Source organism: Ruegeria sp. AG1 (assembly GCF_056541705.1).
This window is the reverse complement of the sequence record NZ_JBQFYU010000011.1, coordinates 1-25363: the sequence shown is the minus strand read 5'-3', so window position 1 is coordinate 25363 and position 25363 is coordinate 1. Positions and strand designations below refer to the sequence as shown.

Below are 25363 nucleotides of genomic sequence, written 5' to 3'. Positions count from 1 at the left end.
GAGCGATTTACGATGTTCAGCCCTCCGATCTGGACGGGCCTCGGGTGATACCGGACCCCGTTGTGGCGATCCGATACAAATCAAATGGGTAGCAATTTGGGTAAGTTCAACCCCCGCCCGAGCTGATGAATTTCGCGCCTGACGCGGACTTGCCCGAACCCACCTGCAATCTGCGGATCTTAGCTTCGGGCCGGGGTGCGTCGCGCCGCATGATCGCCTTGAGTTCGGAGACGACCGGAGACAGTTCCATCCCAAAGCCGATCTTGCGCCCCCCACTCTCGCCAATGGCGGAGACGACCGACAAAATCTGCCAGCGCGACCCATTTTTGGTCAGAACAGCCGAGCCGGATGAGCCAAAGGTGACATCGCAATCAAAGGTGATCAGCCCGTCTCGCCGATCCAGGATTCGACAGGATTTTTCGCGCGTTATGGCCTCGGACCGGCCTCGCCCGTAAGAGGCTACACTGAGTTCCGAGCCGATGACGGGCCCCTTATAAAGGACAAAAGGGTCGGCAATCGAATAGGGGATCGGTTCATCCAGCCGCATCAGCGCCACGTCTTCCCGGACACCCTGAGACGATAGAGGGTCATTGGTCCCATAGCTTGGAAGCGTGGCAATCTGCACCACCTTGCGCTCGGCTAGGGCGACGCCATTGCTCAGCCCGGCGCGGAATGTCACCTCGCCCGGCTCATAGGCCTGTCCTGTGCGTTTGTCCAAGGCACAATGGGCGGCTGTCAGCACCATGTCCTGCGCAATCAGCGTTCCCGTACAGAAAGACCGTTTGCCCACATCCAGGCGGCCGATCGCCTCCCACCCATAGAGGTCATCGCGATCCGTCAGCGTGCGTTTATTGCTCTGGGCCTGCGCCGCCGTGGCCACCAAAGAGACGCAAAGGAACAAACAGACAAAGGCGCGCATCATGGCCGGATAAACCTTGCCCCGACATTCTTGCCAGACCCGGTGTTGCCAGAAGACAGGCCAAACCCATTTCCATTGGACAGCTCCGCCTGCAACAACTGCAGCGATCCATCCAGTGCGGTGCCCAGCGATACGTTTTCCCCGTTAAGCTCGGCCTTGGCCGACACCACAGATACGATACGCGGACGTTTACCGCTCAGCGAAAAAATCGGCGCACCCGAGGCCCCGAAATCGACATCGCAGGACATTACCAAAACGCCCCGATGCCCGGCCATAACCGAACAAACCTGCTGCAGCGACGGGGCCTCGGCCCGGTCATGCGCGTAGGACACGACACCCACCTGCTCGCCTTGATCTGGGCGCGCGCCGGTCTCAAAAGGAATAACGGTGGTGTTTCGAACCGGCTGCCAAAGTTCGATCAATGCCAGATCATAGCGGACACGGTCGCTGGTGGCCCTGCCATTGTATACATATTTCGGATGAATCACGGCCTGACGCGCCGGACGATAGGCCGAAGCGCTCCCGCGTCGCCAACCCGCCAGAAACTCGATCCGCGACGGGTCGATTCGCTTCTTGGTGTGTTTTTCGAACAGGCAATGCGCGGCTGTCAGTACCAGCGTTGGCGAGATCAGCGCGCCGGTACAAAACCCGGTGCCATCAATATCCAGCCGCCCAACGGCCATCCATTGCCGTCCGGAATCCGACGTCTCAAGGCTTTTCAGCCCGGTGTCCTGCGCCGAGGCGGCCATTGGCAGCACACTCAGCACGATGGCGTTGATCCAGTTGCGCACGCGGTTCCCCGGCTATCCGTTCCGGTCAAATGTTCTACGGGTCGCGTTGGGCGAAAATAGGGCAGGTCGGGTTGACGGCAATTTCCTGTTCAACTGATGCCAAGGCGCATCATCGCTGCCTAGCGCAAAATAGGCACCTCGGAGGTCGCCCCACCCGCCTGCAAACCACGCGGCTCGGGACCTCCGGTAGCCCAATCCAGAAGCTCGACCGTATGGACGATCGGCAGCTCGGTTCCCGATCCGATCTGCATCATGCAGCCGATATTTCCGGCAGCGATCAGGTCGGGCTTCTTCGCCTCAAGCGTTCGCACCTTGCGCTGCTTCAGCTGGCCCGAGATTTCGGGCTGCATCAAGTTATACGTGCCCGCACTGCCGCAACACAGATGGCTGTCAGCGGGTTCAACAACTTTGAAACCAGCGCGTTTCAACAGGTCCTTCGGGTAGGTCTTGATCTGCTGCCCATGCTGCAGGGAACATGCCGCGTGATAGGCCACGGTCAGCCCCTGATCCGACTGCTCGGGCAGGTCCAACTGCATCAGCACCTCACTGACATCCATCGCAAGGGCCGACACCTGCGCCGCATCCTGCGCCAGAGGGTCATTTCGAAACATGTGCCCGTAGTCCTTGACCGTCGTTCCACAGCCCGAAGTGTTGATGACGATGGCGTCCAGCCCGTCACCATCCATCTCACGCACCCATGCACGGATATTGGCCGCCGCCGCCGCGTGGCTCTGCTTGCTTTTGCCCATGTGGTGGGTTAGCGCGCCACAGCATCCGGCCCCTTCGGCCACCACCACCTCGCATCCCAACCGGGTCAGCAGACGGATCGTCGCGTCGTTGATATCGGTGTTCAGCGCCTTTTGCGCACAGCCCGTCATCAAAGCCACTCGCTTTTTACGCGGCGTTTTGGGCGCAAAGCTCTGCGGGTCGTCGTTGCGACTGACCGGTGGGATATGTTTCGGCGCCATATCCAGCATCGCCCGCAGCCGAGCATCCGGCATCAGAAACCGGAACGGACGCCCCAGCTTGGCCCCGATCAGCGCCCAGCGAAACCGCATCGGATAGGGCAAGATCTGCGCCAGAACCCAGCGCAGCACACGATCGGACAATGGGCGCTTGTAGTTGTTCTCAATATACTCGCGCGCGTGATCGACCAGATGCATGTAATGCACGCCTGACGGGCAGGTCGTCATGCAAGCCAAACAGGACAGGCACCGGTCGATATGTTTGACCGTCTTCTCGTCCGGTACACGCTCATTCTCAAGCATATCCTTGATCAGGTAGATACGGCCGCGAGGGCTGTCCAACTCATCGCCCAGCACCTGATAAGTGGGGCATGTGGCGGTGCAAAACCCGCAATGGACGCAACTGCGCAGGATCTCGTTTGCGCGCTGGATGCCTGGGTCATGCAACTGTTCTTCGGTGAAAGTCGTCTGCATCGGCCTACCCCATCAATCCCGGATTAAACAGAGCCTGTGGATCGAACCGCTGCCGCAAACCTTGGCTCAGGGCTGCAACCGGTGTGGGCTCAGATTGGAACCGGCCTAGCGCCTCAACGGTCTCGGATTTCGCCCGCACGATCGAGGCATGGCCCTGAAAACCGCCAAGCCGCGCACGGACATCGGTGCCCTCATCCACCAACGCCCAGATCAAACCGCCGCCCCAATCGAGCAGGAGTTTGTTCGCCTCAAGCCGCGCAGTGATTTCCGGCGCATCGCTGGGTTTGACCGAGATCCGCCAGACATCGCCCTCTTTCCCCGCGAACGGGGTCACGTCCCGGATCGCGCACCAAGTGGCATCTGAATCCTCAACAACGGCGACCTCTCCAAACCCCGACAGCACGTCCTGCAATCGTTCGACACGATACGCAACCGAATCCGCAAACCCCTCAATCCGCAGCAAGGCCTGACCCGTTTCAGGGGCAAACGCAGCCCCGCTCACTTCATAAGGCGACCTCAATGCGGCAGACAGAACCTCAACCGCGCCCGAGGCATGGGCAACTGGCACGCCCAGGGTCACGACCGCCTCGGGTTTCGGCAACACTTTCAACGACACTTCGGTCAGCACCCCCAGCGTCCCCCAGGAGCCCGCCATCAGCTTGACCAGGTCATAGCCGGTGACATTCTTCATCACCCGCCCGCCATTCTTGACGACCTGCCCTAGCCCGTCGACATAGCGCACGCCCAGCAGAAAATCCCGACACGCGCCGGCCTGCACCCGCCGTGGCCCTGAGATATTGGCGGCAACAACCCCGCCAATCGTCGGCTCACCCGAGGTGCCCAGCAGCGCGCGGTAGTCCGCAGGCTCAAACGCCAATTGCTGGCCTTCGACCTCCAGCGCAGCGACAATCTCAGCGATCGGGGTTCCCGCCTGCGCAACCAAAGTCAGCGCGCCGGGTTCATAGAGCGATATCCCACGCAACCCATCCACATTCAAAACCGCCCCCGGGCCATCCACCCCGCGCGTCCCGCCACCTGCAATACGCACCGGCCCGTGCAACCCGGCCACGATCTCGGCCAGTTCCATCTCTGTCTCAGGTCTCATGACACTTCTTCTGTTCCAAAATACCTCGGGGGAGTCGCGCCTGCGCGACGGGGGCAGAGCCCCCTATTCCGCAGCCATCCGTCGCGCCTGTGACACGTCCAACGGGAACACCTTGGCCGGGTTCAACAGCCACTGCGGGTCGAACACATCCTTCACCGCCATCTGCGCCTCAAGATCGGCCGCGCTATATTGATGCGACATCAGATCCCGTTTCTCGATGCCCACCCCGTGCTCTCCGGTCAGGCAGCCGCCCACATCCACGCAGAGCTTCAGGATATCGGCACCAAATGCCTCACATTTCTCCAGATCACCGGGCTTATTGGCATCGAACAGGATCAACGGGTGCATATTGCCGTCGCCTGCGTGGAAAACATTGCCGACGGGCAGGCCGTAATCCTCGCTCAACTCCCCGATGCGACGCAGAACCTGTGGCAGCGCCGAGACGGGGATCGTGCCGTCCAGACACATATAGTCGTTCATCTGTCCCATCGCGCCAAAGGCCGATTTCCGACCCAGCCAAATCTTGGCGCTTTCTTCCGCCGACTGACTTTCGCGCAGTTCCACCGGGTTGTGGCGTTTGGCGATCTCGACGATCTTCGACAGCTGGTAGTCGATCTCGGCATCCGAGCCTTCGACCTCGACAATCAGCAGCGCGTGGCAGTCAGGATAGCCAGCATGGGCGAAGTTCTCACACGCCTTGATGCAGAGCGTATCCATGAACTCAATCGCGACCGGCAAGATACCCGACTTGATGATGTCCGATACGCACTGACCGGCGACCTCATTGTCATCGAACCCCATCAGAACAGGCCGCGCGCCTTCTGGTTTGCGCAGGATGCGCAGCGTCGCCTCGGTCACGACGCCAAGCTGCCCTTCCGAGCCGCAGACAACCCCCAACAGGTCCAACCCGCCGGAGTCCAGATGTGCGCCGCCGATCTCGACCACACTGCCATCCATCATCACCATGGTCACGCCCAACAGGTTGTTGGTGGTCACCCCATATTTCAGACAATGCGCCCCGCCTGAGTTCATCGCGATATTCCCCGCAATTGCGCAGGCCAACTGGGACGATGGGTCGGGGGCGTAGAAGAAATCCTCCTCTTCAACCGCGCCAGTCACGCTGAGATTGGTGCGCCCGGTCTGAACGCGGATGAAGCGGTTGTCATAGTCGGTCTCCAAAACGTCATTCATGCGTGCCACACCAAGGATCACACAATCCGCCGTCGGCAGCGCCCCGCCTGCAAGCGAAGTCCCCGAGCCGCGCGGGACCACCGGCACGCCCTCGTCATGGCAAATGCGCAGCACGTCCGAGACCTCCTGCGTGGTCGAAGGCAGCACTGCCAGCATGGGCGGGCAACGATACGCGGTCAGCGCGTCACACTCATAGGCCCGCGTTTCCGACGGGTCGTGAATCACCGCGTCCTCAGGCAAAACCTGCAGCAATCGCGCCAGAACGGCCTGCTTTCGCGCAAGCACATCAGGATTTGGCTGGGGCATTTCCATGGCTGATCCTCCAATTTGGTAAAATAATATTACCAATTTCTTCGTCTGGCAAGTTTTATGATCTGACCCTACTGTCGCGCCATGACCTGGATTGATCGCGCGCTCATGTTTTCGACGCTGGACTATGCGGCCGTTCTGCTTTTGCTGGCGGCATGGCAAGGGATCGGCTGGAAGATCGAACACCCCTCGCCGGGCAAACTGTCTGTTGCGATGATGATGGACGACTTCCGCCGCGGTTGGATGCACGAGATGGTCACCCGCCAGCCCCGCATGTTCGACGCGCAGGTTGTTGCGGCCATGCGGCAGGGCAGCACCTTCTTCGCCTCAACCACGATGATCGCAATTGGCGGTGGGCTGGCCTTGTTGGGTAATACCGAGCAACTGGCAGGCGTTGCCAGCGATCTGGCCATCGGCAGCGCCCCTGCGTTGGTGTGGGAGATCAAGATCCTCGTCGTCATCCTGTTTCTGGCAAACGCATTCCTTAAATATGTTTGGGCGCATCGCTTGTTTGGCTACTGCGCCGTTCTGATGGCCGCCGTACCGAATGATCCCGAAGACCCGGAAGCCTACCCGCGCGCCGCGCAAGCCGCCGAGATCTGTGTGACCGCCGCCCGTAGCTTTAACCGTGCACTCAGAGCCACCTACTTCGCGCTTGCCTCGCTCGCGTGGTTCCTTGGCCCCATCGCGTTGATCATCGGCACCGTGATCACCTTTGGCGTCCTCTACCGGCGTGAGTTCGCATCACATTCCCGAACGGTGCTTCTGACCTTGCCACCTGACACCAAGACGTGATCCCTATTTCGCAACCAATTCCTTAGGATCTGCCCATGCGCTATCTGATTCTGACCGCTTTCCTTGCCACACCCGTTCTTGCCGATCCGCCGACCATCGAGAGCGTCTCGGCCAGCCGCAGCGGGGATGCGTGGCGTTTTGATGTGACGATCCGACATCCGGATACCGGGTGGGATGACTACGCCGATGGTTGGCGCGTGCTGGACATGGAGGGGGCCGAGCTTGGCATGCGCGTGTTGCATCATCCGCATGTGGACGAACAACCCTTCACCCGCTCGCTGAGCGGCGTCTCGATTCCCGAAGGTACCACGCAGGTGCAGATTCAAGCCCGCGACAATGTCGGTGGTTGGAGCGAAGACACCACGATCATCGACCTGAACTAGGGATCATAGCGTTTCGGGTTAAACTTTAGACACAAATACCCTGCCACGCTTTCAGCGTTCTCGGGACATTCATGTCACTTGATGATTCAGGTAAAACCCGAAACGCTTTAGAACACCCCGAGGCTCAGCCCAGCTGCCATGGCCGCGCCGATCTCGCGGCACTGATCCAGCTTGTCTTCGGGGATCGTCTTCTCGGCCAGTATCGCCTCAGGCGATTGAGCATGAGTGCAAATGATCAAAGGCGACTGCACCTCTTTCAACCGCCAGCCGGTGGCAATGCGGGCGGTTTGGCGGGCGGCGTTCTCTCCGTCAGACCCGGCACACACCATCTGAGCGTAGGGGCGGCCCTCGATCCGGCCCAAAACGGGATAATAGCTGCGGTCAAAGAACTCTTTCATCAGGCCCGAAATCGCGGCGAGGTTTTCGGGGGCGCAGAAAATGTAGCCGTCAGCGGCCAGCAGATCGTCGGGCCCGGCCTGATCTGCGGTTTTCAGGACGATATCTGCCTCATCCCTACCGACCTCGGCCGCTGCTTCGGCCATTTGCCGAGCACCGCCGGTGCGCGAATGATAGACAATCAGAAGCTGCGCCATGTCAGACCCGTTTCAAACCCGGTGATAGGGGCCGCCCGACAGGATGGTCGCGGCCCGATATAGTTGCTCGGCCAGCATCACACGGACCAGCATATGGGGCCAGACCATGGACCCAAATGAGATGGAAAAATCTGCCTCGGCGCGCAATGAGGGGTCAATTCCGTCTGCTCCGCCGATGATCAGCGCCAGATCCTGCCGCCCGGCGTCGCGCCAAATCCCCAGCTTTTGGGCAAAATCCGGTGAGGACATCAGCCGTCCACGCTCATCCAGCGTACAGATCACCGCTCCTTTGGGCAGCGCCTTGCGCAGCAACCCAGCCTCGGCGCCCATCCCTGCGTTTTTCTTGTCTTCAACCTCGATCACCCGCGCAGGACCAAGGCCCAGGCCACGGCCGGTACGGTCGAAACGGGTCAGGTAATCGTCAAGCAGGGTTTTCTCGGGTCCGGCGCGCAATCGCCCGACCGCAACTATGCTGATACGCATATCTCTCTCGCCTCCGGCCTTTCAATAAAGGCCGGGATGGCGCCTCAGTTGGCTGAGGCGCTGCCGCCCGCAGGCTGCCACATCTTTTCCAGCTGGTAGAATTCACGCACTTCGGGGCGGAAGATATGGACGATTACGTCGCCCGTATCGATCAACACCCAGTCGCCGGCATCCTTGCCTTCGACCTTCGAGGTGAAACCGAATTCCTGCTTGATGCGATCCGTCAGCTTTTCCGCCATGGCTGCGACCTGACGGGTCGACCGACCCGAGGCAATCACCATGTGATCCGCAACAGAAGACTTACCTTGCAGGTTGATCTGCACGACGTCTTCGGCCTTGTCGTCGGAAAGTGAGGAAAGGATACGTTCAAGCAGCTTGTCACTGATTGACTGAGAGTGGGCCATTACACCGGCCCCGTCATCGGCGGGTAAACCCGCCTGGGTATGTAGAGACAGGACATAGTCCTCCTTTGCTGCGCGCCGTAAAACCCGGCGCAGGGTAAATTCAAGGTAGCAAGCGACCCATGACATTTCAATGAAGCACGCCTGATGCCTCGCATGAATGTGCCCTGATGGCATCTGGGGGCCTTACAAGACCTTGATAGACTCGGCCAGTGTCTATATCTGACCGGAATATGAGACTCAATGTAGCCCAACTTCAGAATCTGGAAGACCGCGCGCGGTTGCGCGAACGGTTCTATGGGGCTGCCCGCACGGTTCTGGCCCGCCTATCGGCGGCCTAAGCCACCTCGCCAGCTATTTCTCATTACATACGGGAGAGGACCGATGTCCCCCAAAACACTCTATGACAAGATCTGGGATGCCCATGTCGCGCATGAAGCCGATGATGGCACCTGCCTGCTTTATATCGACCGCCACCTGGTTCACGAAGTAACCAGCCCGCAGGCTTTCGAAGGCCTGCGCATGGCCGGCCGTAAGGTGCGCGCACCGGAAAAGACGATTGCCGTGCCGGACCACAATGTTCCGACCACACCGGACCGTGTGAACGGGATTGAAAACCCAGAATCGCGCATTCAGGTCGAGGCCCTGGACAAGAACGCCAAGGATTTCGGCATTCACTACTACCCGGTGCATGACGTCCGTCAGGGTATCGTCCACATTGTCGGCCCCGAGCAAGGCTGGACCCTGCCCGGCATGACCGTTGTTTGCGGCGACAGCCACACCGCCACCCACGGCGCGTTTGGCGCGCTGGCCCACGGCATTGGTACGTCTGAGGTCGAGCACGTTCTGGCCACCCAGACCCTGATCCAGAAGAAGTCCAAGAACATGAAGGTCGAGATCACCGGCAAATTGCAGCCGGGCGTGACCGCCAAGGACATCACTCTGGCCGTGATCGGTGAGACCGGCACTGCTGGCGGCACCGGCTATGTCATCGAATATTGCGGTGAAGCAATCCGCGATCTGTCTATGGAAGGTCGCATGACCGTCTGCAACATGGCGATCGAAGGTGGCGCGCGTGCTGGCTTAATCGCGCCGGACGAAACCACGTTTGAATATGTCAAAGGTCGCCCGCATGCCCCGAAAGGCGCTCAGTGGGAAGCGGCGCTGGACTGGTGGAAAACGCTCTACACCGACGAAGGTGCGCATTTCGACAAGGCCATCACCCTGCGCGGCGAAGATATCGCGCCGGTCGTCACATGGGGCACCAGCCCCGAAGACGTACTGCCGATCACCGCAACTGTTCCGCACCCTGAAGATTTCGAGGGCGGCAAAGTCGACGCGGCACGCCGTTCGATCGAATACATGGGTCTGGAAGCCGGTCAGAAGCTGAGCGATGTCGAAGTCGACACCGTCTTTATCGGGTCCTGCACCAACGGCCGCATCGAAGATCTGCGCGCCGCAGCGGAAATCCTGAAGGGCAAGAAGATCAAGGACGGTATGCGCGCCATGGTCGTGCCCGGTTCGGGTCTTGTCCGCGCTCAGGCCGAAGAAGAAGGCCTTGCCGAGATTTTCAAAGAGGCCGGTTTCGAATGGCGTCTGGCGGGATGCTCGATGTGTCTGGCGATGAACCCCGACCAGCTGCAACCGGGCGAGCGCTGCGCCGCGACTTCGAACCGCAATTTCGAAGGTCGTCAGGGGCGTGGTGGGCGGACTCACCTGCTGAGCCCGGCAATGGCTGCCGCTGCGGCAATCACAGGACGGCTGACAGACGTCCGTGAATTGATGTAAGGTCCCCTCATATCTAGATATTTGAGGGATTGAACAAATGAGTGACTGGATCAAATGGCTCCTGCTGGGGCTCCTATCCATAGCGTTCGGTATCTTTGTGCTGGGCGCACCTGTCGTGGCATCTGTCGCCGTGACGGTGGTAACCGGCGTGTTGCTGCTGATCTCGGGCGTGCTGCAGGTTATTGGCGGCTTCACGGTTGAAGGCGTTGGCAACAAAATCCTGTCACTCATCATGGGTGCGGTCATGCTGTTTCTGGGCTGGTCCTTTCTGGATCACCCACTGCAGGGCACGCTGACGCTGGCGACCGTTATGCTGATCCTGTTCATGGCAGGCGGCATCGCGCGGATCATTCTGTCGTTCCAGATGAAGGGAACGCAGTTTTTCTGGCCCACGATGATCTCAGGCATCTTGTCGATCGTCCTCGCAGGCATCATCTGGAGCTATGTCGGGCAGCAACCGCAGGCCCTGCTGAGCATTCTGGGGATCTTCCTGGGCATCGAGATGCTGTTTAACGGGTTCGGATTGGTCTTCATGGCGTTCTTCGTCAAGAACGCACCCAAAGACGAAACAACTGAAGCGAAAGAAGCTTAAACGCGAGGCACGGGCGCGGCCCTACCCCGCAGGAGTTTAGACATGGAAAAGTTTGACAAAGTCCACGGGGTGGCCGCCCCAATGCCGCTGATCAACATCGACACCGATATGATCATCCCCAAAGTTCACCTGAAGACCATCAAACGGTCCGGCCTTGGCGTCGTTCTGTTTGACGAGATGCGCTATCACGACGACGGGCAGGAAAACGAAGAGTTCGTTCTGAACAAACCCGCCTATCGCGAGGCCGAGATTCTGGTAGCAGGCGACAATTTCGGCTGCGGGTCGTCGCGGGAACACGCACCTTGGGCGATCAAGGATTTCGGCATCAAAGTCGTGATCTCGACCAGCTTCGCCGACATCTTCTTCAACAACTGCTTCAAGAACGGCATCCTGCCCATCGTGGTCGAAGAAGAGCATCACGCGGTTCTGATGGATGACGCGCATAAGGGCGAAAACGCCCGCATGACCGTGCATCTGGAGGACCAGAGGATTACCACTTCGGACGGTGTTGAGATCACCTTCGACATCGACCCGCACCGCAAGCACTGCCTGCTGAACGGTCTGGACGATATCGGCCTGACGATGGAAAAAGACCATCACATCGACAAGTTCGAGGATCACGCCGGTCAGGCCCGTCCCTGGGTGTGATTCTGGGGACGAATCTGTTGATACTCAACCTAACGGAGTCGCCAAGGTGGCTCCGTTCGCATTCTTGGGGTTGAAAATCTGAGAAACACAACATGTAGGTCTCAAATTGAGATACACGTCGGATTTGCGTCGAAATTGATGCAATCCCGCACCAGTTGCGCCATCATTTTGCCCGAAATCACGTGTTATCTGCACCCTGGCTTGAGCGAATTACCGCTTATCGTCCATGTTTGGTCGAAAGAGGTATCCGTCATAAAACGCAGGCGACGGGCACAAGTTGGAATGAAGCCGACACAGAATTGGCTGGTTCCGGTTTGAAAAAGGGTTCGGATAGTGATTGCACGCACGACAGGGGCGGCGATACGTGGGATTTTGGTCGCCGTTATGGTGTTGACCCCCGCGTTGTACCTGCCAGTTTCATCTACGAACGGGACCGAGGTCGTTGTCTTCCTCGCGATCCTCGCGTTCATCCTGACCTTTGCCGAATATAACTCGGCCTTCCCCAGCTTTATCGAATTCCGTGATGCGCCGCCGGTGAACCGTTTGCGCTTCGTTGGCCTGATGTCGATGGTCACGTTCCTGACGCTGATCTGCAAAAACGCCTATGCGCCGACTGAAATGACCCGCTTTTCCTACGCGATGGGCTTGTCCGTCGCGAATGTGGTGGATTTCCCCTACTCGCCGGTTCGGTTGATCGTTTTGATGCTGCCCGCAGATGCTGCCCAGCCGCTGGTTGAGCTTGTGCGCGTCGCTGCCAGCATCGCCTACATAGCCGCATTGGTGACCATCGCAAGCTTCGTCTATGCTGTGAAAATGCGCGGCTGGCCGACTGGAAACGGGGCGTTCAATGTGTGGACAAACCTGCCTCTGTTCGACCCGACCAAGGGCGGTGACGTGGTAACACGCCTGCAGCGCGATGGGCGCCTGAACATCTGCATTGGCATCCTTTTGCCCTTCCTGATCCCGGCAGTGATGAAACTGCTGACAAATATCTTGCTCCCGATCTCGCTGAGCAACCCTCAGACCCTGATCTGGACCATGTGCGCTTGGGCCTTCCTGCCCGCAAGCATGATCATGCGCGGCATGGCGACCCTGCGGATTGCCGGGCTGATCGTTGAGAAACGCCGCGCCTATTCCACGACCGAGTCCACTCAGACCGCATGATCCGTGCCCTGATCTTGCTGATGCTGCCTCTGGCAGCACAGGCAGAGGCCGTGCGCGTTGCCACCTATAACACCGAACTCAGCCGTAAAGGCCCCGGACTGCTGCTGCGTGATATTCAACGCGATGACGCACAGGTTCAGGCCGTCGTCGACGTCTTGGTGTCCGTCCAGCCTGACATTTTGGCGTTGCAGGGGATCGACTGGGATATGGATGGTTGGGCGCTGGCCGCTTTGATCGACGAGCTGCGCGCGGCCGGTCTGGATTATCCACATCATTTTACCGCGCAGCCCAATACCGGGATAGACAGCGGGCTGGACCTGGACGAAGACGGACGCACCCAAGGACCGGGCGACTCGCAGGGTTGGGGCTTGTTCACGGGTCATGGTGGGCTAGCCGTTCTGTCCCGATACGAGATCGTACAGGACGAGGCACAGGATTTCGCGTCCCTGTTGTGGTCAGAACTGCCGGGGGCTGAACTGCCGGTCGTGAATGGCGCGCCCTACCCCTCAGCACAGGCGCAGGCGGCGCAGAGGCTGTCCTCCACCGGGCATTGGGTGGTTCCCGTCAACACGCCATTTGGGCCCTTGAATCTGATGACCTTTCACGCCACACCGCCGGTCTTCGACGGACCAGAGGACCGCAACGGCCTGCGCAATCGCGATGAGATCCGGTTCTGGTCCCTGCTGCTGGACGGTCGGCTTGGCCCCGTTCCGGATGGCCCTTTTGTCATCGCCGGCGACGCCAATCTGGACGCAAGCAAGAGCGACGGGCGCACCGAGACCATCGCCGCGCTTCTCTCGGACCCCCGCCTGCAAGACCCCCAGCCCAAGACCGCAGAGGGCGACGCCGCAACGGTGAACTGGAAAGCCGTCGGAGAGCTGAGGGTGGACTATGTCCTGCCCTCAGCCGACCTGCAGGTCATCAAGTCGGGCGTGTTCTGGCCCAACCCTGAGGACCCGATGCGCGAGACCGCCCAGCGCGCCAGCCGTCACCGGCTGGTGTGGGTCGATGTCGCGCTGCCATAAGGCCTAGAGCGGGCCTGTATAGGTACCACGCGCAGGATAGTTGTTTCCGAGGGTGAATTTCAGACCGCCAACGATATCTGCCATGGCCGGTCGTCCAAATGGCGTTGTCTGCTGCCACGCGTAGTACAGCGTCCGATCCGTTGCGATGTAGAAATGCCCCGGCTCGGCAAAGAAGGCGGGCTCGGCGCTCCCGTCGCGCGCGGTTGAGATGTTCAGGCCCCAATCCTCACGCGCGGCGGCCAGCGGCAGGCTGTGCCCGACACGCAGACGGGACACACCGGCCTTTTCAGCGGCATCAGCCGCGCGGTCGGCGGTATCGGTGGTGATCATGATGACCTCGACGCCCAGCGTGGCAAAATCATCCAGCGCCGCTTCGACCTCGGTCATCTGCCTTATGCAGATCGGGCAATGCAATCCCCGATACTGGATCACCAGCGTTCCGTTTTCGCCTTTGTCGGCCTCAAGATCGAACACCCCGTGCCCGACTGTTTCAATTTTTAGGCCTGGGACGGGATTTCCCGGTATCAACATGTATTTTCCTCGTGATTCATCCGGATCGTCTCATTGACCCGGTGCGGCGCAGACGCTAGGCCCTTTGCGACAAAACGCAAGGAGACTGTCGATGTCCAACCCCTCGCTCCTCATCCTGCCCGGAGACGGAATTGGCCCGGAAGTTATGGCCGAAGTGCGCAGAATCATCTCTTGGTTCGACACCAATCGCGGCCTTCACTTTGACGTGAGCGAGGATCTGGTCGGCGGTGCGGCCTATGACGCCCATGGCAAACCCCTGTCGGATGAGACCATGGCCAAGGCCCAAGAGGTGGACGCGGTTCTGCTGGGCGCTGTTGGCGGCCCGAAATACGACGATCTGGACTTCAGCCTGAAGCCCGAACGCGGCTTGCTGCGCCTGCGCAAGGAAATGGACCTCTATTCCAACCTGCGCCCGGCGCAGTGCTTTGACGCGCTGGCGGATTTCTCGTCGCTGAAAACCGATGTCGTGGCCGGTCTGGATATCATGATCGTGCGCGAGCTGACCTCGGGCATCTATTTCGGCGAGCCGCGCGGCATCTTCGAGGAAGGCAATGAGCGTGTGGGCGTCAACACCCAGCGCTATACCGAATCTGAGATCGAACGCGCTGCGCGCTCGGCCTTTGAACTGGCAATGCGCCGGAACAAGAAGCTGTGCTCGATGGAAAAGGCCAATGTCATGGAATCGGGCATTCTGTGGCGCGAAGTCGTGAACGAGGTCGCCAAGGATTACCCCGAGGTCGAAGTCTCCCACATGTATGCCGACAATGGTGCGATGCAGCTGGTGCGCGCGCCCAAACAGTTCGACGTGATCGTGACTGACAACCTGTTCGGCGACATCCTGTCGGATTGCGCCGCAATGCTGACCGGATCGCTGGGCATGCTGCCGTCGGCCTCCTTGGGTGCCCCGATGGAGAATGGCCGCCCGAAGGCGATGTATGAGCCGGTACACGGCTCGGCCCCGGATATCGCGGGTGAAAGCAAAGCCAACCCGATCGCATGTATCCTCAGCTTTGCCATGGCGCTGCGCTACAGCTTTGATCAGGGGGCCGAGGCCGACCGTCTGGAAGCCGCGATCGAGAAAGTGCTGGCCGACGGCGTTCGCACCGCAGACCTGCTGGCCGATGAAGGCGTGACGCCGGTTTCGACCTCGGAAATGGGCAATGCAATCCTGGCCGCGCTGGACGCCAGCGTCTGATCCTCAATCCGTTTGAATTGAAAAAGGCGGCACCCAGTGTGCCGCCTTTTTTTAATGCTTGGACCGAGACACGCTAGTTCCCGCCGAAGATATCCCGGATCAGGTTGTTGATGGCGCGTTCAAACCCTCCGCCCTGTTTGCGGCGGGGCTGAGGTTGCGCGACCTGCACCGGCGGCTCTGGCGCGATCATCGGCAGAGGCGTGGGCGTCATCCCTTCGGTCACACGCAGCATCGTCTCTTTCCAGATTTCGGCCGGCAGCCCGCCTCCGGTGACACCGGACAGGGGCGTGTTGTCGTCATAGCCCATCCAGACACCGGCCACGTAGTCGGCCGTGAACCCGATGAACCACGCATCCCGCGCCGCCTGTGTTGTTCCGGTCTTGCCTGCCACCTGCCACCCCGGCAGCTGGGCGCGGCCACCTGTGCCCTCGGACACGACGCGCTCCATCATCCAGATCAGTTCCTTGGCGGCTTTGTCATTGATCACCCGCTCACCAATCCCTGTAGTCGTCACCATCACCGGGGTTTCATCGCCCAGCAGCTTCAACTCGGTCAGGCCGTAGGGTTCAACCGACGAGCCGCCGTTCAGAATACCCGCATAAGCGCCCGTCATCTCAATCAAGGTGCTTTCCGACGCGCCCAGCGCCAACGCGGGGCCTTGCGCCAGATCGCTGGCGATCCCGAAACCGGTGGCCACCGTACGCACATTATCGAGGCCCGAAATCTCGGCCACTTTCACCGCCGGAATGTTCAGAGAGTTCTTGAGCGCATCCGCCAGCGTGACCTGCCCGTAGTATTTGTTGGTGTAGTTCTTGGGGCACCATTGACCCGATCCGGGGATGTTCACGCAGTAGGGCTCATCCATCACTGTGTCATAGGGCGAATACCCAAGCTCCAGCGCGGTGGCATAGACAAAGGGCTTAAACGACGACCCGGTCTGCCGCAGCGCCTGTGTCGCGCGGTTGAACGCGCCCGAGACGCGGGTTTTGCGGCCACCGACCATGGCGCGCACCGCCCCATCCGCCGACATCACGACAATCGCGGCCTGCGCTTTGGATCCTTCCCGGACCTTCTCCTGAAAGATAAACTGCAGCGCCTCCTCCGCCGAGGTCTGGATGCGCGGATCCAATGTTGTACGGATCACCACATCCTCGGTGGTGTTGCGGGTGAAGAACTCTGGCCCGCTGGCCATGACCCAATCGGCGAAATAGCCGCCTGCACGGGCAGCAGCGGCCTCGGAGAGTTGCGCGGGACGGGCACGCGCCTCACTGGCCTGCGCGCCGGACAGGTATCCCTGCGCCTCCATCAGCCCGACCACAAGTCGCGCCCGATCCTGCGAGCGCTGCAGGTTGTTCGTCGGCGCATAGCGCGATGGGGCCACCAGGAGACCGGCCAACATCGCGGCTTCCGCCGGAGAGACCTCGGCCGCAGATTTTCCGAAATAGCGCTGGCTGGCCGCTTCGAACCCACGTGCGCCAGCCCCCAGAAACGCGCGGTTCAGGTAAATCGTCAGGATTTCGTTCTTGGAGTATTTCACCTCCATCGCCAGGGCATAGATCGCTTCCTTGCCTTTGCGCCAGAGCGAGCCCTGACGGCAATCCGCCTCATACGCAGCCTCCGACTCCCATTCGGCTGGGTCATAAGGCACACCCAGACACAGCAGCTTGGCCGTCTGCTGCGTGATGGTCGAGCCGCCATGGCCCGAGAGCGGGCCGCGCCCCTCGCTCAGGTTGATGCGAACCGCGCTGGCCACACCGCGCGGGCTGACGCCGAAATGACGGTAGAACCGTTTATCCTCGGTCGCGATCACCGCGTTCTTGAGGTGGGGCGAGACGGTATCGGCGGTGATCACCCCGCCGAATTGGTCCCCGCGCCAGGCAAAAACCTTGCCATCGCGGTCCAGCATCGTCACCGATCCACGCGCGCGACCATCCAGCAAGGCATCGACATCGGGCAGCGAGGTATAGACCACCCCGACCGCCAGCGCGATCAGCATGGCGACCACGGCCCCAACGCGCCATGTCACGCCCCAGATAAGCCGCCAGATCCAGCGGAACAGACGACGGAAAAACCCACCGCCATTGCCGCCCGACCGCTTGCGCGTTTTCTTCCGTGCCGTCTTGCGGGTCGTGGTTTTTCGGGCGGTCGACTTCTTGCCCGCAGGCTTGGCAGCCCGCTTGGTCGTCGAAGGTTTGCGCGCCTTCGAAGGGTATCTTTTATCCGCGACCAGTGTCGGGTTGCGGCGCTTGGACTCAGACATGCTCAAACTCTGCCCGTTTATGCTTTTGCCTCACCATACCCTGACGTCCCGCCTATGTTGAGGTCCGATTTTCCGGAACTACCCTTCCCATTTTCGCCTATTTTTTAATCACCAAGCACTGTTTGTGCAAAAATTGTGCAATATTGCGTCATTTTCAGTCGGTTTCACGTCGGGGAATCGTTCCTTAACGCCACGACACGCGCTCTTTTTCTGCACGTGCAAACAAGCCGGCCCGATCCGGAGTAGTAGAGGGGACAGACGTGAAACTGATCATTGCGACAATCAAGCCGTTCAAGCTCGAGGAGGTGCGCGTGGCACTGACCGAAGCGGGCGTACGCGGCATGATGGTGACCGAAATCAAGGGCTTCGGCTCGCAATCCGGTCACACCGAAATCTACCGTGGCGCGGAATACGCCGTGAACTTCGTACCCAAGATCAAACTTGAGATCGTGGTACCTGCAACGATGGCCGATCAGATCGTTGAGACCATCACCAACACCGCCAAGACCGGCAAGATCGGTGACGGCAAGATTTTCGTCCTCGATGTCGAGCAGGCCATGCGCGTGCGGACTGGGGAAACGAACGAAGAGGCGCTGTAAGGCGCCCACACTCACTATCATTCGAGGACTGACTATGAACCTGATGAAATCTCTCATCCCTGCTGCCGCGATTGTCGCGCTGCCGCAGATGGGTCTGGCGCAAGAGGCTGCCGCCGAAGGCGAAGCTGCGCTGCACACCCAGTATATCTTCACCACCCTGCTGTTCCTGATGGCGGGCTTCCTGGTCTTCTTCATGGCGGCAGGCTTTGCCATGCTGGAAGGCGGTCTGGTGCGTTCCAAGAACGTGGCCATGCAGATGATCAAGAACGTGGCGCTTTTTTCCATTGCCGCAATCATGTACTGGCTGGTTGGCTTCAACACGATGTACCCGGGCGACTTCAACGGCTTCTTTGCCATTGGCGGCCCAACCGTGCTGGATCCGGTTGGTGTTGACCCCGCTGAGGCTGCTTTGGACTATGCCTCGATCGGGTCGGACTTCTTCTTCCAGCTGGTCTTTGTGGCTGCAACCGCGTCCATCGTGTCGGGTGCCGTGGCCGAGCGGATCAAGCTGTTCCCCTTCCTGATCTTCGTGGTCGTGCTGACCGGTATCCTGTACCCGATCTCGGGCTCCTGGCAGTGGGGCGGCGGCTGGTTGTCTGAAGCCGGCTTCTCGGATTTCGCTGGTTCGACCGTCGTACACTCGGTCGGTGGCTGGGCAGCTCTGGCAGGCGTGATCGTTCTGGGCCCGCGTATCGGCAAGTACAAGGACGGCAAAGTCCATCCCATGCCCGGTTCGAACCTGGCGCTGGCAACTTTGGGTACGTTCATCCTTTGGCTGGGTTGGTTCGGCTTCAACGGCGGCTCGCAGCTGGCGATGGGCACCGTGGGCGATGTAACGGACGTGTCGCGTATCTTCGCCAACACCAACATGGCAGCTGCATCCGGTGCCGTAACCGCGCTGATCCTGACCCAACTACTGTACAAAAAGCCTGACCTGACCATGGTGCTGAACGGCGCGCTGGCCGGTCTGGTATCGATCACCGCTGAACCTCTGGCCCCGACCCTGTTCGGCGCACTGTGGATCGGTGCAGTTGGCGGTATCATCGTGGTCTTCACTGTCCCTATGCTGGACAAATTCAAGCTGGACGATGTTGTTGGCGCAATTCCGGTTCACCTGTTCGCAGGTATCTGGGGCACCATCGCCGTCATCTTCTACGGCGAGGCGTCCCTGGGCACCCAGTTGCTGGGTATCGCGGCCTACGGTGTGTTCACCTTTGTTGGCGCACTGATCCTGTGGACTATCCTGAAAGCCATCGTTGGCATCCGCGTCAGCGAAGAGGACGAGATCAACGGCCTCGACATGGCAGAGCTGGGTATGGAAGCTTACCCCGAGTTCTCGAAAGGGTAAGTGCCGCCTACAACACCTTTGAAATGGCTCGGCGCAATGCCGGGCCATTTTGCTCTTGGTTGATCCCTTGCACCCTCAACTCTGGTATATGGCTGAACACTGGACACAGCCGACCAATCAACGGTCGCAAAGACGTACATCAGATCGGGAGAAAGTTATGTACAAGGTGCTGGACCAAAGCGAGGGCAATATCCTTGGCCTAGAAATCTCCGGCAAAATCGACATCACGCAAGAACGTGAATTGATCGCAAAAGCCGAAGACATACTAAAAGATCACGCCAAGATCAGAGTGCTCGTGGTCATCGACAAAGGGGTCTCTGCCACATTTGAGGCCGCAATGACTGATCTGAAATGGATCATCAAGAATGTGAAGAAACTTGGTAAGCTGGCGATTGTCGCTGACAGCGTGTTTTTGGGTCATTTGGTCGAGATCGACGCGAAATTTGCCGCTATGCTCGACATCGGTGAAAAGCACTTTACCACCGACGAACTTGATAAGGCCTGGGCTTGGATCAAGTCCTGACCGTCAAAGCAAAAAAGCCGCGAATTTCGCGGCTTTCTTGATTTCCAAAGGGTGCCTTAGCAACCTACTTCAACGATCGCTTTGGCCAAAATAGGCACTGTGTTTGCGTTCAGACCGGCGATGTTCAGGCGGCTGTCGCCGACCATGTAGATCCCGTGGTCCGCACGCAGTTTCTCCACCAGCTCGGGTGCAGCACCCAGACGTGAGAACATACCGCGGTGTTGGGCGACAAAGCTGAACCGATCCGACCCGGTCAGGCGCTGCAATTCATCGGCCAGTTGCTGGCGCAATCCCAGCATGGACAGGCGAACCTCTTCCAGTTCGGCCTGCCAATCGGCACGCAGGGCGTCATCGGTCAGGATCGTGGTGACAACGCGCGCGCCGTGATCCGGCGGGAATGAATAGTTCTGGCGGTTCAGGAAGGCCAGCGTCGACTGGTTCAGCGAGGTTTGCGCCGCATCATCGCTGATCGCCATCAGAAGGCCGGTGCGTTCGCGGTACACGCCGAAGTTCTTGGAACACGACGCCGCGATCAGGCAGCGCTTGACCGACGAGGCCACCAGTCGGGTCGCCTGCGCGTCTTTCTCAAGACCGTCACCAAAACCCTGATAGGCGATGTCGATCATCGCCACGAGGCCCAGTTCGTTGATCAGGTTCACGACCTCTTGCCACTGCACCAGGTTCAGGTTCGCGCCGGTTGGGTTGTGGCAGCAGCCATGTAGCAGAACCACGTCGCCCGCCTTGGCGGTTTTCAGGTCCTCGATCATGCCATCAAAATCGACACCACGGGATTCGCCGTCGAAGTAGCGATACTGCACAGTCTCCATGCCCAGATAGTTCAGGATCGACAGGTGGTTCGGCCATGTCGGGTTCGACACGAATACGCGGGCCTCGGGGTTGGCCATGCGGATCATCTCGAACGCCTGACGGCAGGCTCCGGTGCCGCCGGGGGTCGCCACGGCGGCGATGTTGGCACGGGGCACGGCGTCACCAAGGATCAGGCCGATCATCGCATCCGCATAGGCCGGATCACCTGCCAGACCGGTATAGGCTTTGGTTTCCTGCTCTTCGAGAATGCGCTTTTCGGCGGCCTTGACGGCGCGCATCACCGGGGTCACGCCCTCGGCGTTCTTGTAGACGCCGACGCCCAGATCAATCTTCTGATCGCGCGGGTCTTCACGGTACATCTGCATCAGCGCCAGGATCTTGTCGGCTGGCTGCGGCTTGAGGTTCTCGAACATCAGTTCTCTCCGGTTGCGACAGGCAGGGTTGGGAAGGCGCCCCATTCGGCCCATGACCCGTCATAAAGCGAGTGGTCTTTCTTGCCCATGCGCTCCAGCGCAAGGCTGAGGATCGCTGCTGTCACGCCCGACCCACAGGAGGTGATCGCGGGTTTCGACAGGTCCACGCCTGCGGCCTCGAACACGGCGCGGCAATCCTCGGGCGATTTCATTGTACCGTTCTTGTTCAGCAATTGACCAAAGGGCACATTGCGCGATCCCGGGATGTGGCCCGAGCGCAGACCTTCGCGCGGCTCGGCCTCGGTACCCGCGAAACGCGGGGCCGAGCGGGCGTCGATAATTTCATGATCGGCCAGCTTGGCGGCTGCCGAGACCTGAGTCACGTCCCGAACCAGATGGTTCTGCACCCGCACCGTCATATGGCGATCCCGGATAACGGGTGGCAGGTCTTCGACTTCGCGCCCCTCGGCCTGCCATTTCGGTAGACCACCATCAAGAACGGCGACATTCTCTTGCCCCATCAGCCGGAACAGCCACCAGACACGCGCGGCCGACATCAGCCCGGCCCCGTCATAGACCACCACCTGATGACCATCGCCCACTCCCATAGCGCGCAGGCGCGACATGAATTTCTCGACCGGAGGGGCCATATGCGGCAGGTCCGAACGGTGGTCTGAAATGTCATCGATATCGAAGAACCGGGCGCCGGGGATATGTGCCGCGTCATATTCCGCCTTGGCATCACGGTTCTGCGCAGGCAAGTACCACGACCCATCCAGAATCCGCAGATCCGGGTCCTTCAGATGGGCGGCAAGCCAGTCGGTTGAAACGAGGGTTTTGGGATCGTCTTGCATCAAAGCCTCCCCTTAGCGCGGTTGGGTTTTCCCTATACGCGCAAAGGGCCGTATTCAAGCCGGGTTAGCGCTATTCCGCGCGCCGTTTCAGCCGGAAATACTGAATTATCCCGATCACGCTGATGATGATCCAGAACCCCTCGATCAGCATCGAGGCCAGATTGAAGTTATGCAGCAGAGAGTATGCGATCAGCACCGACCCCAGCAGATTGATCACCGGAAAGGCCAGATCGTCGGAATTCATCATCCGCATCTGCGTCGCAAAATAGGCCGCGACCACGACTAGCGCTCCGACTGATCCCACGGCATCGACGATAGTCAGGCTGTTCAGCACGTCCGTCATTGCAAATAATCCTGAAAGGCCGGGCTACCCGACCGAGGCCAACTCGGCCGGTTGAAAATAGTGATGCATGTTCAGAAAGGCTGCCCCATCTGGCCCAGCGCGATAGCCATGCGGCAGATCGGCGGCAAAGCGCAGTCCCTCACCGGCTTTGAGGGCGACCCATTTGCCATCCTGCAAAACTTCAAGCGCGCCGTTCAGCACAAAGACCTCCTCGGTCACCCCAGCGGCATGGGCCGGGGATTCGTGGCTTTGGTTGGCGGCCAGTTCGACATGGAAGGTCTCGGCCCCAAGGGCGGGATCGAAGGGAAAGACGATCTTGACCTGAATGCTACCCGGAAAGGTCACGGTCCGGAACACGCCCTGCGCACGCGCGTCCGAAGTCCCGATCAAGGCGCTGAGCGGGACTTGAAACCCCTTGGCGATTTTCCACAGGGTCGCGATGGTTGGGCTTGATTCGCCACGCTCGATCTGGCCCAACATGGCTTTGCTGACACCCGTCAACTCGGCTACTTTGGACAGGCTGAGGCCCGATGCTGCCCGCACTTCCTTTAGTTTCAGCGTAATTTCGTCCGATTCCATATCCGCGCCCAACGATTTGCCTTGTGCGTTATAACGCACATGTGGTACGTGCGCTATAACGTACGCACCCCGATATCGCAACCGGGGCAAAAGGGAAACAGCATCATGCCAATGTACCGATCCAGAACTTCTACCCATGGCCGCAACATGGCCGGTGCCCGCGGCCTGTGGCGCGCCACCGGTATGCAGGATGACGATTTCGGCAAACCGATCATCGCCATCGTCAACTCTTTCACCCAATTCGTGCCCGGTCACGTCCACCTGAAAGACCTGGGCCAGATGGTTGCGCGCGAGGTTGAGGCCGCCGGTGGTGTCGCCAAAGAGTTCAACACCATCGCCGTGGATGACGGCATCGCCATGGGCCATGACGGCATGCTCTATTCGCTGCCCTCGCGTGAGGTGATCGCGGATTCGGTGGAATATATGGTCAACGCGCACTGCGCCGACGCGATGGTCTGCATCTCGAACTGCGACAAGATCACCCCCGGCATGCTGATGGCCGCAATGCGCCTGAACATCCCGGCGATCTTCGTCTCAGGCGGACCGATGGAGGCCGGCAAGATCGACATCGCCGATCTGGACGTGAAGAAGATCGATCTGGTCGACGCGATGGTTGCCGCAGCGGACGACAAGTACACCGACGAACAGGTCAAACATATCGAGGAAAACGCCTGCCCCACCTGCGGCTCCTGCTCGGGCATGTTCACCGCGAACTCGATGAACTGTCTGGCCGAGGCGCTGGGTCTGGCCCTGCCGGGCAATGGCTCGACTCTGGCAACCCATTCAGACCGCAAGGAGCTGTTCCTGGAAGCCGGTCGCCGCATCGTCGAGATCACCAAACGGCACTACGATCTGGACGAGAAGGGCTTCCTGCCGCGCGAAATCGCCACCTTTGATGCGTTCGAGAACGCAATGTCGCTGGACATCGCCATGGGCGGATCGACCAACACTGTTCTGCACCTGCTAGCCATTGCTTATGAGGGTGGCGTTGATTTCGACATGTCCGACATGGACCGCCTTAGCCGCAATGTGCCCTGTCTGTGCAAGGTCGCGCCCAACACCGAGAACGTGCATATGGAGGACGTTCACCGCGCAGGCGGCATCTTCTCGATCCTCGGAGAGTTGAGCCGCGCCGGGCTGCTGCACGAAGACTGCAGCACCGTGCATTCAGCTACCATGGGCGAGGCGATTGCCAATTGGGACATCAAGGTTGCCAACAACCCGAAGGCGCAAGAGCTGTTCAAAGCGGCCCCCGGCGGGGTCCGCACCACGCAAGCCTTCAGCCAGTCGAACCGCTATAAAGAGCTGGACACCGATCGCGAAGGCGGCGTCATCCGCGCCAAGGAGCACGCGTTCAGTCAAGACGGTGGTCTTGCGGTTCTGTTCGGCAATATCGCCCGCGATGGTTGCATCGTGAAAACCGCAGGCGTCGACGCCAACATCCTGCAATTCACCGGTACGGCCTATGTCTGCGAAAGCCAGGATCAGGCGGTCAGCGACATCCTGACCGGCAAGGTGAAAGAGGGCGATGTGGTGGTCATCCGCTACGAAGGCCCACGCGGCGGGCCGGGCATGCAAGAGATGCTGTACCCGACCTCATACCTAAAATCCAAAGGTCTAGGCAAAGCCTGCGCCCTTTTGACTGACGGCCGTTTCTCGGGCGGTACATCGGGTCTGTCAATTGGACACGTCTCGCCTGAGGCGGCTGAAGGTGGCGTCATCGGCTTGGTGCAAACCGGCGACAAGATCGAAATCGACATTCCAGCCCGCTCGATCCATCTGGCGGTCTCGGATGAGGATCTGGCCGAACGGCGCAAGGTGCAGGACGAAAAAGGCTGGACCCCGGCAGCACCGCGCAAACGCAAAGTGTCCACTGCGCTTAAAGCCTATGCTAAGCTGACCACCAGCGCAGCAAAGGGAGCCGTGCGCGAGCTGTAACGCCTTCGGAAGCGAAATCCAAAGGCCCCACCCGCCCGGCGGATGGGGCCTTTTTTGAGGTGAATGGAGCAATCCCACGGTCGGACGTTCCTCTTCGGGATACACTCATACAACTGACGCGTCTTGGGACCCATCCAGACTACAGAAACTGGCCGTCAGCCCCTCGACCATGAACCGAGCGTCCGGTGAACCCGAACGCCCGGTACGATGGGGATCGATACCTTGCGATCAATACAACAATCCCGACGGCTCCCGCGTCCGACTCGCGCCATCGGCTACGCCGATACCCCGTTCGGACTTGGGCCCGGCGCCGCGCTTTGCGCGGC

Annotated in this window: 27 protein-coding genes; 13 read left to right on the top strand and 14 right to left on the bottom strand. The window is 59.9% G+C overall.

What is annotated here, in order from left to right; translation table 11 throughout:
• Positions 1-106: 106 nt before the first annotated feature.
• The 5 genes from ACR0B5_RS16545 to ACR0B5_RS16525 form a co-directional block, all read right to left on the bottom strand.
• Positions 107-922: a trypsin-like serine peptidase gene (locus tag ACR0B5_RS16545; RefSeq protein ID WP_480541908.1), complete on the bottom strand. Its 816-nt coding sequence runs from the start codon at positions 920-922 to the stop codon at positions 107-109.
• Positions 919-1710, bottom strand: a complete 792-nt coding sequence (locus ACR0B5_RS16540; protein ID WP_480541906.1) for a trypsin-like serine peptidase — start codon at positions 1708-1710, stop codon at positions 919-921. Before ACR0B5_RS16540 ends, ACR0B5_RS16545 begins: the two co-directional genes overlap by 4 nt.
• Before the next feature lie 119 nt (positions 1711-1829).
• Positions 1830-3149 (bottom strand): glycolate oxidase subunit GlcF, encoded by a 1320-nt coding sequence (glcF, locus tag ACR0B5_RS16535; RefSeq protein ID WP_480541904.1) that lies wholly within the window; start codon positions 3147-3149, stop codon positions 1830-1832.
• A 4-nt stretch (positions 3150-3153) separates the two neighbouring features.
• Positions 3154-4254, bottom strand: coding sequence for an FAD-binding protein (locus tag ACR0B5_RS16530; protein ID WP_480541902.1), 1101 nt, complete (start codon positions 4252-4254; stop codon positions 3154-3156).
• 63 nt (positions 4255-4317) lie between these two features.
• The gene (locus ACR0B5_RS16525) at positions 4318-5757 is read right to left on the bottom strand and encodes an FAD-linked oxidase C-terminal domain-containing protein (RefSeq protein ID WP_480541900.1); all 1440 of its coding nucleotides are present in this window, start codon (positions 5755-5757) and stop codon (positions 4318-4320) included.
• Between the two features lie 81 nt (positions 5758-5838).
• On the opposite strand from ACR0B5_RS16525, the gene ACR0B5_RS16520 reads away from it, so the two are divergent.
• Both ACR0B5_RS16520 and ACR0B5_RS16515 read left to right on the top strand, forming a co-directional pair.
• Positions 5839-6549: a DUF599 domain-containing protein gene (locus tag ACR0B5_RS16520; protein ID WP_170640695.1), complete on the top strand. Its 711-nt coding sequence runs from the start codon at positions 5839-5841 to the stop codon at positions 6547-6549.
• A gap of 35 nt (positions 6550-6584) precedes the next feature.
• Entirely contained in the window at positions 6585-6932 is a 348-nt protein-coding gene (locus ACR0B5_RS16515) for a hypothetical protein (protein WP_480541898.1), read from the top strand.
• A gap of 107 nt (positions 6933-7039) precedes the next feature.
• Here the strand turns inward: ACR0B5_RS16515 and ACR0B5_RS16510 are convergent, their stop codons facing one another.
• Genes ACR0B5_RS16510 through rsfS form a run of 3 tightly spaced genes read right to left on the bottom strand, consistent with a single transcriptional unit; the run spans position 7040 to position 8412 of the window.
• Entirely contained in the window at positions 7040-7525 is a 486-nt protein-coding gene (locus ACR0B5_RS16510) for a flavodoxin family protein (protein WP_480541896.1), read from the bottom strand.
• 12 nt (positions 7526-7537) lie between these two features.
• On the bottom strand, positions 7538-8008 hold the full coding sequence (gene rlmH, locus ACR0B5_RS16505) for a 23S rRNA (pseudouridine(1915)-N(3))-methyltransferase RlmH (RefSeq protein WP_170667200.1): 471 nt from the start codon (positions 8006-8008) through the stop codon (positions 7538-7540).
• Between the two features lie 44 nt (positions 8009-8052).
• A complete protein-coding gene (gene rsfS, locus ACR0B5_RS16500) occupies positions 8053-8412 on the bottom strand; it encodes a ribosome silencing factor (protein ID WP_170379770.1) in 360 nt (119 codons plus the stop codon).
• Between the two features lie 230 nt (positions 8413-8642).
• Here rsfS and ACR0B5_RS16495 point away from each other — a divergent pair, with 230 nt between their 5' ends.
• The 6 genes from ACR0B5_RS16495 to ACR0B5_RS16470 all read left to right on the top strand — a co-directional run bounded on the left by ACR0B5_RS16495 (position 8643) and on the right by ACR0B5_RS16470 (position 13626).
• Positions 8643-8750 (top strand): isopropylmalate isomerase, encoded by a 108-nt coding sequence (locus tag ACR0B5_RS16495; protein WP_152611973.1) that lies wholly within the window; start codon positions 8643-8645, stop codon positions 8748-8750.
• A 43-nt stretch (positions 8751-8793) separates the two neighbouring features.
• Positions 8794-10197: a 3-isopropylmalate dehydratase large subunit gene (leuC, locus tag ACR0B5_RS16490; RefSeq protein WP_480541893.1), complete on the top strand. Its 1404-nt coding sequence runs from the start codon at positions 8794-8796 to the stop codon at positions 10195-10197.
• 37 nt (positions 10198-10234) lie between these two features.
• Positions 10235-10789, top strand: a complete 555-nt coding sequence (locus ACR0B5_RS16485; RefSeq protein WP_480541891.1) for an HdeD family acid-resistance protein — start codon at positions 10235-10237, stop codon at positions 10787-10789.
• Positions 10790-10831: 42 nt separating this feature from the next.
• Positions 10832-11437: a 3-isopropylmalate dehydratase small subunit gene (gene leuD, locus ACR0B5_RS16480; protein ID WP_170379778.1), complete on the top strand. Its 606-nt coding sequence runs from the start codon at positions 10832-10834 to the stop codon at positions 11435-11437.
• Positions 11438-11770: 333 nt separating this feature from the next.
• The gene (locus tag ACR0B5_RS16475; RefSeq protein WP_480541889.1) at positions 11771-12601 is read left to right on the top strand and encodes a hypothetical protein; all 831 of its coding nucleotides are present in this window, start codon (positions 11771-11773) and stop codon (positions 12599-12601) included.
• On the top strand, positions 12598-13626 hold the full coding sequence (locus ACR0B5_RS16470; RefSeq protein WP_480541887.1) for an endonuclease/exonuclease/phosphatase family protein: 1029 nt from the start codon (positions 12598-12600) through the stop codon (positions 13624-13626). Before ACR0B5_RS16475 ends, ACR0B5_RS16470 begins: the two co-directional genes overlap by 4 nt.
• 3 nt (positions 13627-13629) lie before the next feature.
• Here the strand turns inward: ACR0B5_RS16470 and ACR0B5_RS16465 are convergent, their stop codons facing one another.
• Positions 13630-14157, bottom strand: a complete 528-nt coding sequence (locus ACR0B5_RS16465; RefSeq protein WP_480541885.1) for a redoxin domain-containing protein — start codon at positions 14155-14157, stop codon at positions 13630-13632.
• A gap of 91 nt (positions 14158-14248) precedes the next feature.
• Here ACR0B5_RS16465 and leuB point away from each other — a divergent pair, with 91 nt between their 5' ends.
• Positions 14249-15352 carry a 3-isopropylmalate dehydrogenase gene (gene leuB / locus ACR0B5_RS16460; protein ID WP_480541883.1) on the top strand — a complete coding sequence of 368 codons (1104 nt, stop codon included), beginning with the start codon at positions 14249-14251 and terminating at the stop codon, positions 15350-15352.
• A 73-nt stretch (positions 15353-15425) separates the two neighbouring features.
• On the opposite strand, the gene ACR0B5_RS16455 is transcribed toward leuB, so the two are convergent.
• Complete coding sequence (locus ACR0B5_RS16455; RefSeq protein ID WP_480541881.1) at positions 15426-17612, bottom strand: transglycosylase domain-containing protein; 2187 nt, start codon at positions 17610-17612, stop codon at positions 15426-15428.
• Between the two features lie 260 nt (positions 17613-17872).
• Between ACR0B5_RS16455 and ACR0B5_RS16450 the strand changes: the two genes are divergently transcribed.
• The 3 genes from ACR0B5_RS16450 to ACR0B5_RS16440 all read left to right on the top strand — a co-directional run bounded on the left by ACR0B5_RS16450 (position 17873) and on the right by ACR0B5_RS16440 (position 20082).
• Positions 17873-18211: a P-II family nitrogen regulator gene (locus ACR0B5_RS16450; RefSeq protein WP_480541879.1), complete on the top strand. Its 339-nt coding sequence runs from the start codon at positions 17873-17875 to the stop codon at positions 18209-18211.
• A gap of 34 nt (positions 18212-18245) precedes the next feature.
• Positions 18246-19559, top strand: coding sequence for an ammonium transporter (locus ACR0B5_RS16445; RefSeq protein WP_170555187.1), 1314 nt, complete (start codon positions 18246-18248; stop codon positions 19557-19559).
• Between the two features lie 157 nt (positions 19560-19716).
• The gene (locus ACR0B5_RS16440; RefSeq protein WP_480541877.1) at positions 19717-20082 is read left to right on the top strand and encodes a SpoIIAA family protein; all 366 of its coding nucleotides are present in this window, start codon (positions 19717-19719) and stop codon (positions 20080-20082) included.
• A gap of 56 nt (positions 20083-20138) precedes the next feature.
• On the opposite strand, the gene ACR0B5_RS16435 is transcribed toward ACR0B5_RS16440, so the two are convergent.
• The 4 genes from ACR0B5_RS16435 to ACR0B5_RS16420 form a co-directional block, all read right to left on the bottom strand.
• Positions 20139-21323: an amino acid aminotransferase gene (locus ACR0B5_RS16435; protein WP_480541875.1), complete on the bottom strand. Its 1185-nt coding sequence runs from the start codon at positions 21321-21323 to the stop codon at positions 20139-20141.
• Positions 21323-22177, bottom strand: coding sequence for a 3-mercaptopyruvate sulfurtransferase (gene sseA / locus ACR0B5_RS16430; RefSeq protein ID WP_170379797.1), 855 nt, complete (start codon positions 22175-22177; stop codon positions 21323-21325). The genes ACR0B5_RS16435 and sseA overlap by 1 nt, the downstream gene beginning before the upstream one ends.
• 70 nt (positions 22178-22247) lie before the next feature.
• A complete protein-coding gene (locus ACR0B5_RS16425) occupies positions 22248-22520 on the bottom strand; it encodes a CBU_0592 family membrane protein (RefSeq protein ID WP_480541873.1) in 273 nt (90 codons plus the stop codon).
• Between the two features lie 24 nt (positions 22521-22544).
• On the bottom strand, positions 22545-23099 hold the full coding sequence (locus ACR0B5_RS16420) for a helix-turn-helix domain-containing protein (RefSeq protein WP_170379801.1): 555 nt from the start codon (positions 23097-23099) through the stop codon (positions 22545-22547).
• Between the two features lie 105 nt (positions 23100-23204).
• Here ACR0B5_RS16420 and ilvD point away from each other — a divergent pair, with 105 nt between their 5' ends.
• Entirely contained in the window at positions 23205-25037 is a 1833-nt protein-coding gene (gene ilvD / locus ACR0B5_RS16415; RefSeq protein WP_480541871.1) for a dihydroxy-acid dehydratase, read from the top strand.
• Positions 25038-25363: the final 326 nt, after the last annotated feature.

What these genes read in the sequence shown, in the direction of transcription:
- ACR0B5_RS16485 (WP_480541891.1), top strand. Translation starts at nt 10,235, where the DNA reads ATGAGTGACTGGATCAAATGGCTCCTGCTGGGGCTCCTATCCATAGCG.
- sseA (WP_170379797.1), bottom strand. Translation starts at nt 22,177, where the DNA reads ATGCAAGACGATCCCAAAACCCTCGTTTCAACCGACTGGCTTGCCGCC.
- ACR0B5_RS16420 (WP_170379801.1), bottom strand. Translation starts at nt 23,099, where the DNA reads ATGGAATCGGACGAAATTACGCTGAAACTAAAGGAAGTGCGGGCAGCA.
- ACR0B5_RS16510 (WP_480541896.1), bottom strand. Translation starts at nt 7,525, where the DNA reads ATGGCGCAGCTTCTGATTGTCTATCATTCGCGCACCGGCGGTGCTCGG.
- ACR0B5_RS16525 (WP_480541900.1), bottom strand. Translation starts at nt 5,757, where the DNA reads ATGGAAATGCCCCAGCCAAATCCTGATGTGCTTGCGCGAAAGCAGGCC.
- rsfS (WP_170379770.1), bottom strand. Translation starts at nt 8,412, where the DNA reads ATGGCCCACTCTCAGTCAATCAGTGACAAGCTGCTTGAACGTATCCTT.
- ACR0B5_RS16425 (WP_480541873.1), bottom strand. Translation starts at nt 22,520, where the DNA reads ATGACGGACGTGCTGAACAGCCTGACTATCGTCGATGCCGTGGGATCA.
- leuC (WP_480541893.1), top strand. Translation starts at nt 8,794, where the DNA reads ATGTCCCCCAAAACACTCTATGACAAGATCTGGGATGCCCATGTCGCG.
- ACR0B5_RS16495 (WP_152611973.1), top strand. Translation starts at nt 8,643, where the DNA reads ATGAGACTCAATGTAGCCCAACTTCAGAATCTGGAAGACCGCGCGCGG.
- ACR0B5_RS16445 (WP_170555187.1), top strand. Translation starts at nt 18,246, where the DNA reads ATGAACCTGATGAAATCTCTCATCCCTGCTGCCGCGATTGTCGCGCTG.
- ACR0B5_RS16465 (WP_480541885.1), bottom strand. Translation starts at nt 14,157, where the DNA reads ATGTTGATACCGGGAAATCCCGTCCCAGGCCTAAAAATTGAAACAGTC.
- rlmH (WP_170667200.1), bottom strand. Translation starts at nt 8,008, where the DNA reads ATGCGTATCAGCATAGTTGCGGTCGGGCGATTGCGCGCCGGACCCGAG.
- ACR0B5_RS16520 (WP_170640695.1), top strand. Translation starts at nt 5,839, where the DNA reads ATGACCTGGATTGATCGCGCGCTCATGTTTTCGACGCTGGACTATGCG.
- glcF (WP_480541904.1), bottom strand. Translation starts at nt 3,149, where the DNA reads ATGCAGACGACTTTCACCGAAGAACAGTTGCATGACCCAGGCATCCAG.
- ACR0B5_RS16470 (WP_480541887.1), top strand. Translation starts at nt 12,598, where the DNA reads ATGATCCGTGCCCTGATCTTGCTGATGCTGCCTCTGGCAGCACAGGCA.
- ACR0B5_RS16455 (WP_480541881.1), bottom strand. Translation starts at nt 17,612, where the DNA reads ATGTCTGAGTCCAAGCGCCGCAACCCGACACTGGTCGCGGATAAAAGA.
- ilvD (WP_480541871.1), top strand. Translation starts at nt 23,205, where the DNA reads ATGCCAATGTACCGATCCAGAACTTCTACCCATGGCCGCAACATGGCC.
- ACR0B5_RS16440 (WP_480541877.1), top strand. Translation starts at nt 19,717, where the DNA reads ATGTACAAGGTGCTGGACCAAAGCGAGGGCAATATCCTTGGCCTAGAA.
- ACR0B5_RS16530 (WP_480541902.1), bottom strand. Translation starts at nt 4,254, where the DNA reads ATGAGACCTGAGACAGAGATGGAACTGGCCGAGATCGTGGCCGGGTTG.
- leuB (WP_480541883.1), top strand. Translation starts at nt 14,249, where the DNA reads ATGTCCAACCCCTCGCTCCTCATCCTGCCCGGAGACGGAATTGGCCCG.
- ACR0B5_RS16435 (WP_480541875.1), bottom strand. Translation starts at nt 21,323, where the DNA reads ATGTTCGAGAACCTCAAGCCGCAGCCAGCCGACAAGATCCTGGCGCTG.
- leuD (WP_170379778.1), top strand. Translation starts at nt 10,832, where the DNA reads ATGGAAAAGTTTGACAAAGTCCACGGGGTGGCCGCCCCAATGCCGCTG.
- ACR0B5_RS16545 (WP_480541908.1), bottom strand. Translation starts at nt 922, where the DNA reads ATGATGCGCGCCTTTGTCTGTTTGTTCCTTTGCGTCTCTTTGGTGGCC.
- ACR0B5_RS16515 (WP_480541898.1), top strand. Translation starts at nt 6,585, where the DNA reads ATGCGCTATCTGATTCTGACCGCTTTCCTTGCCACACCCGTTCTTGCC.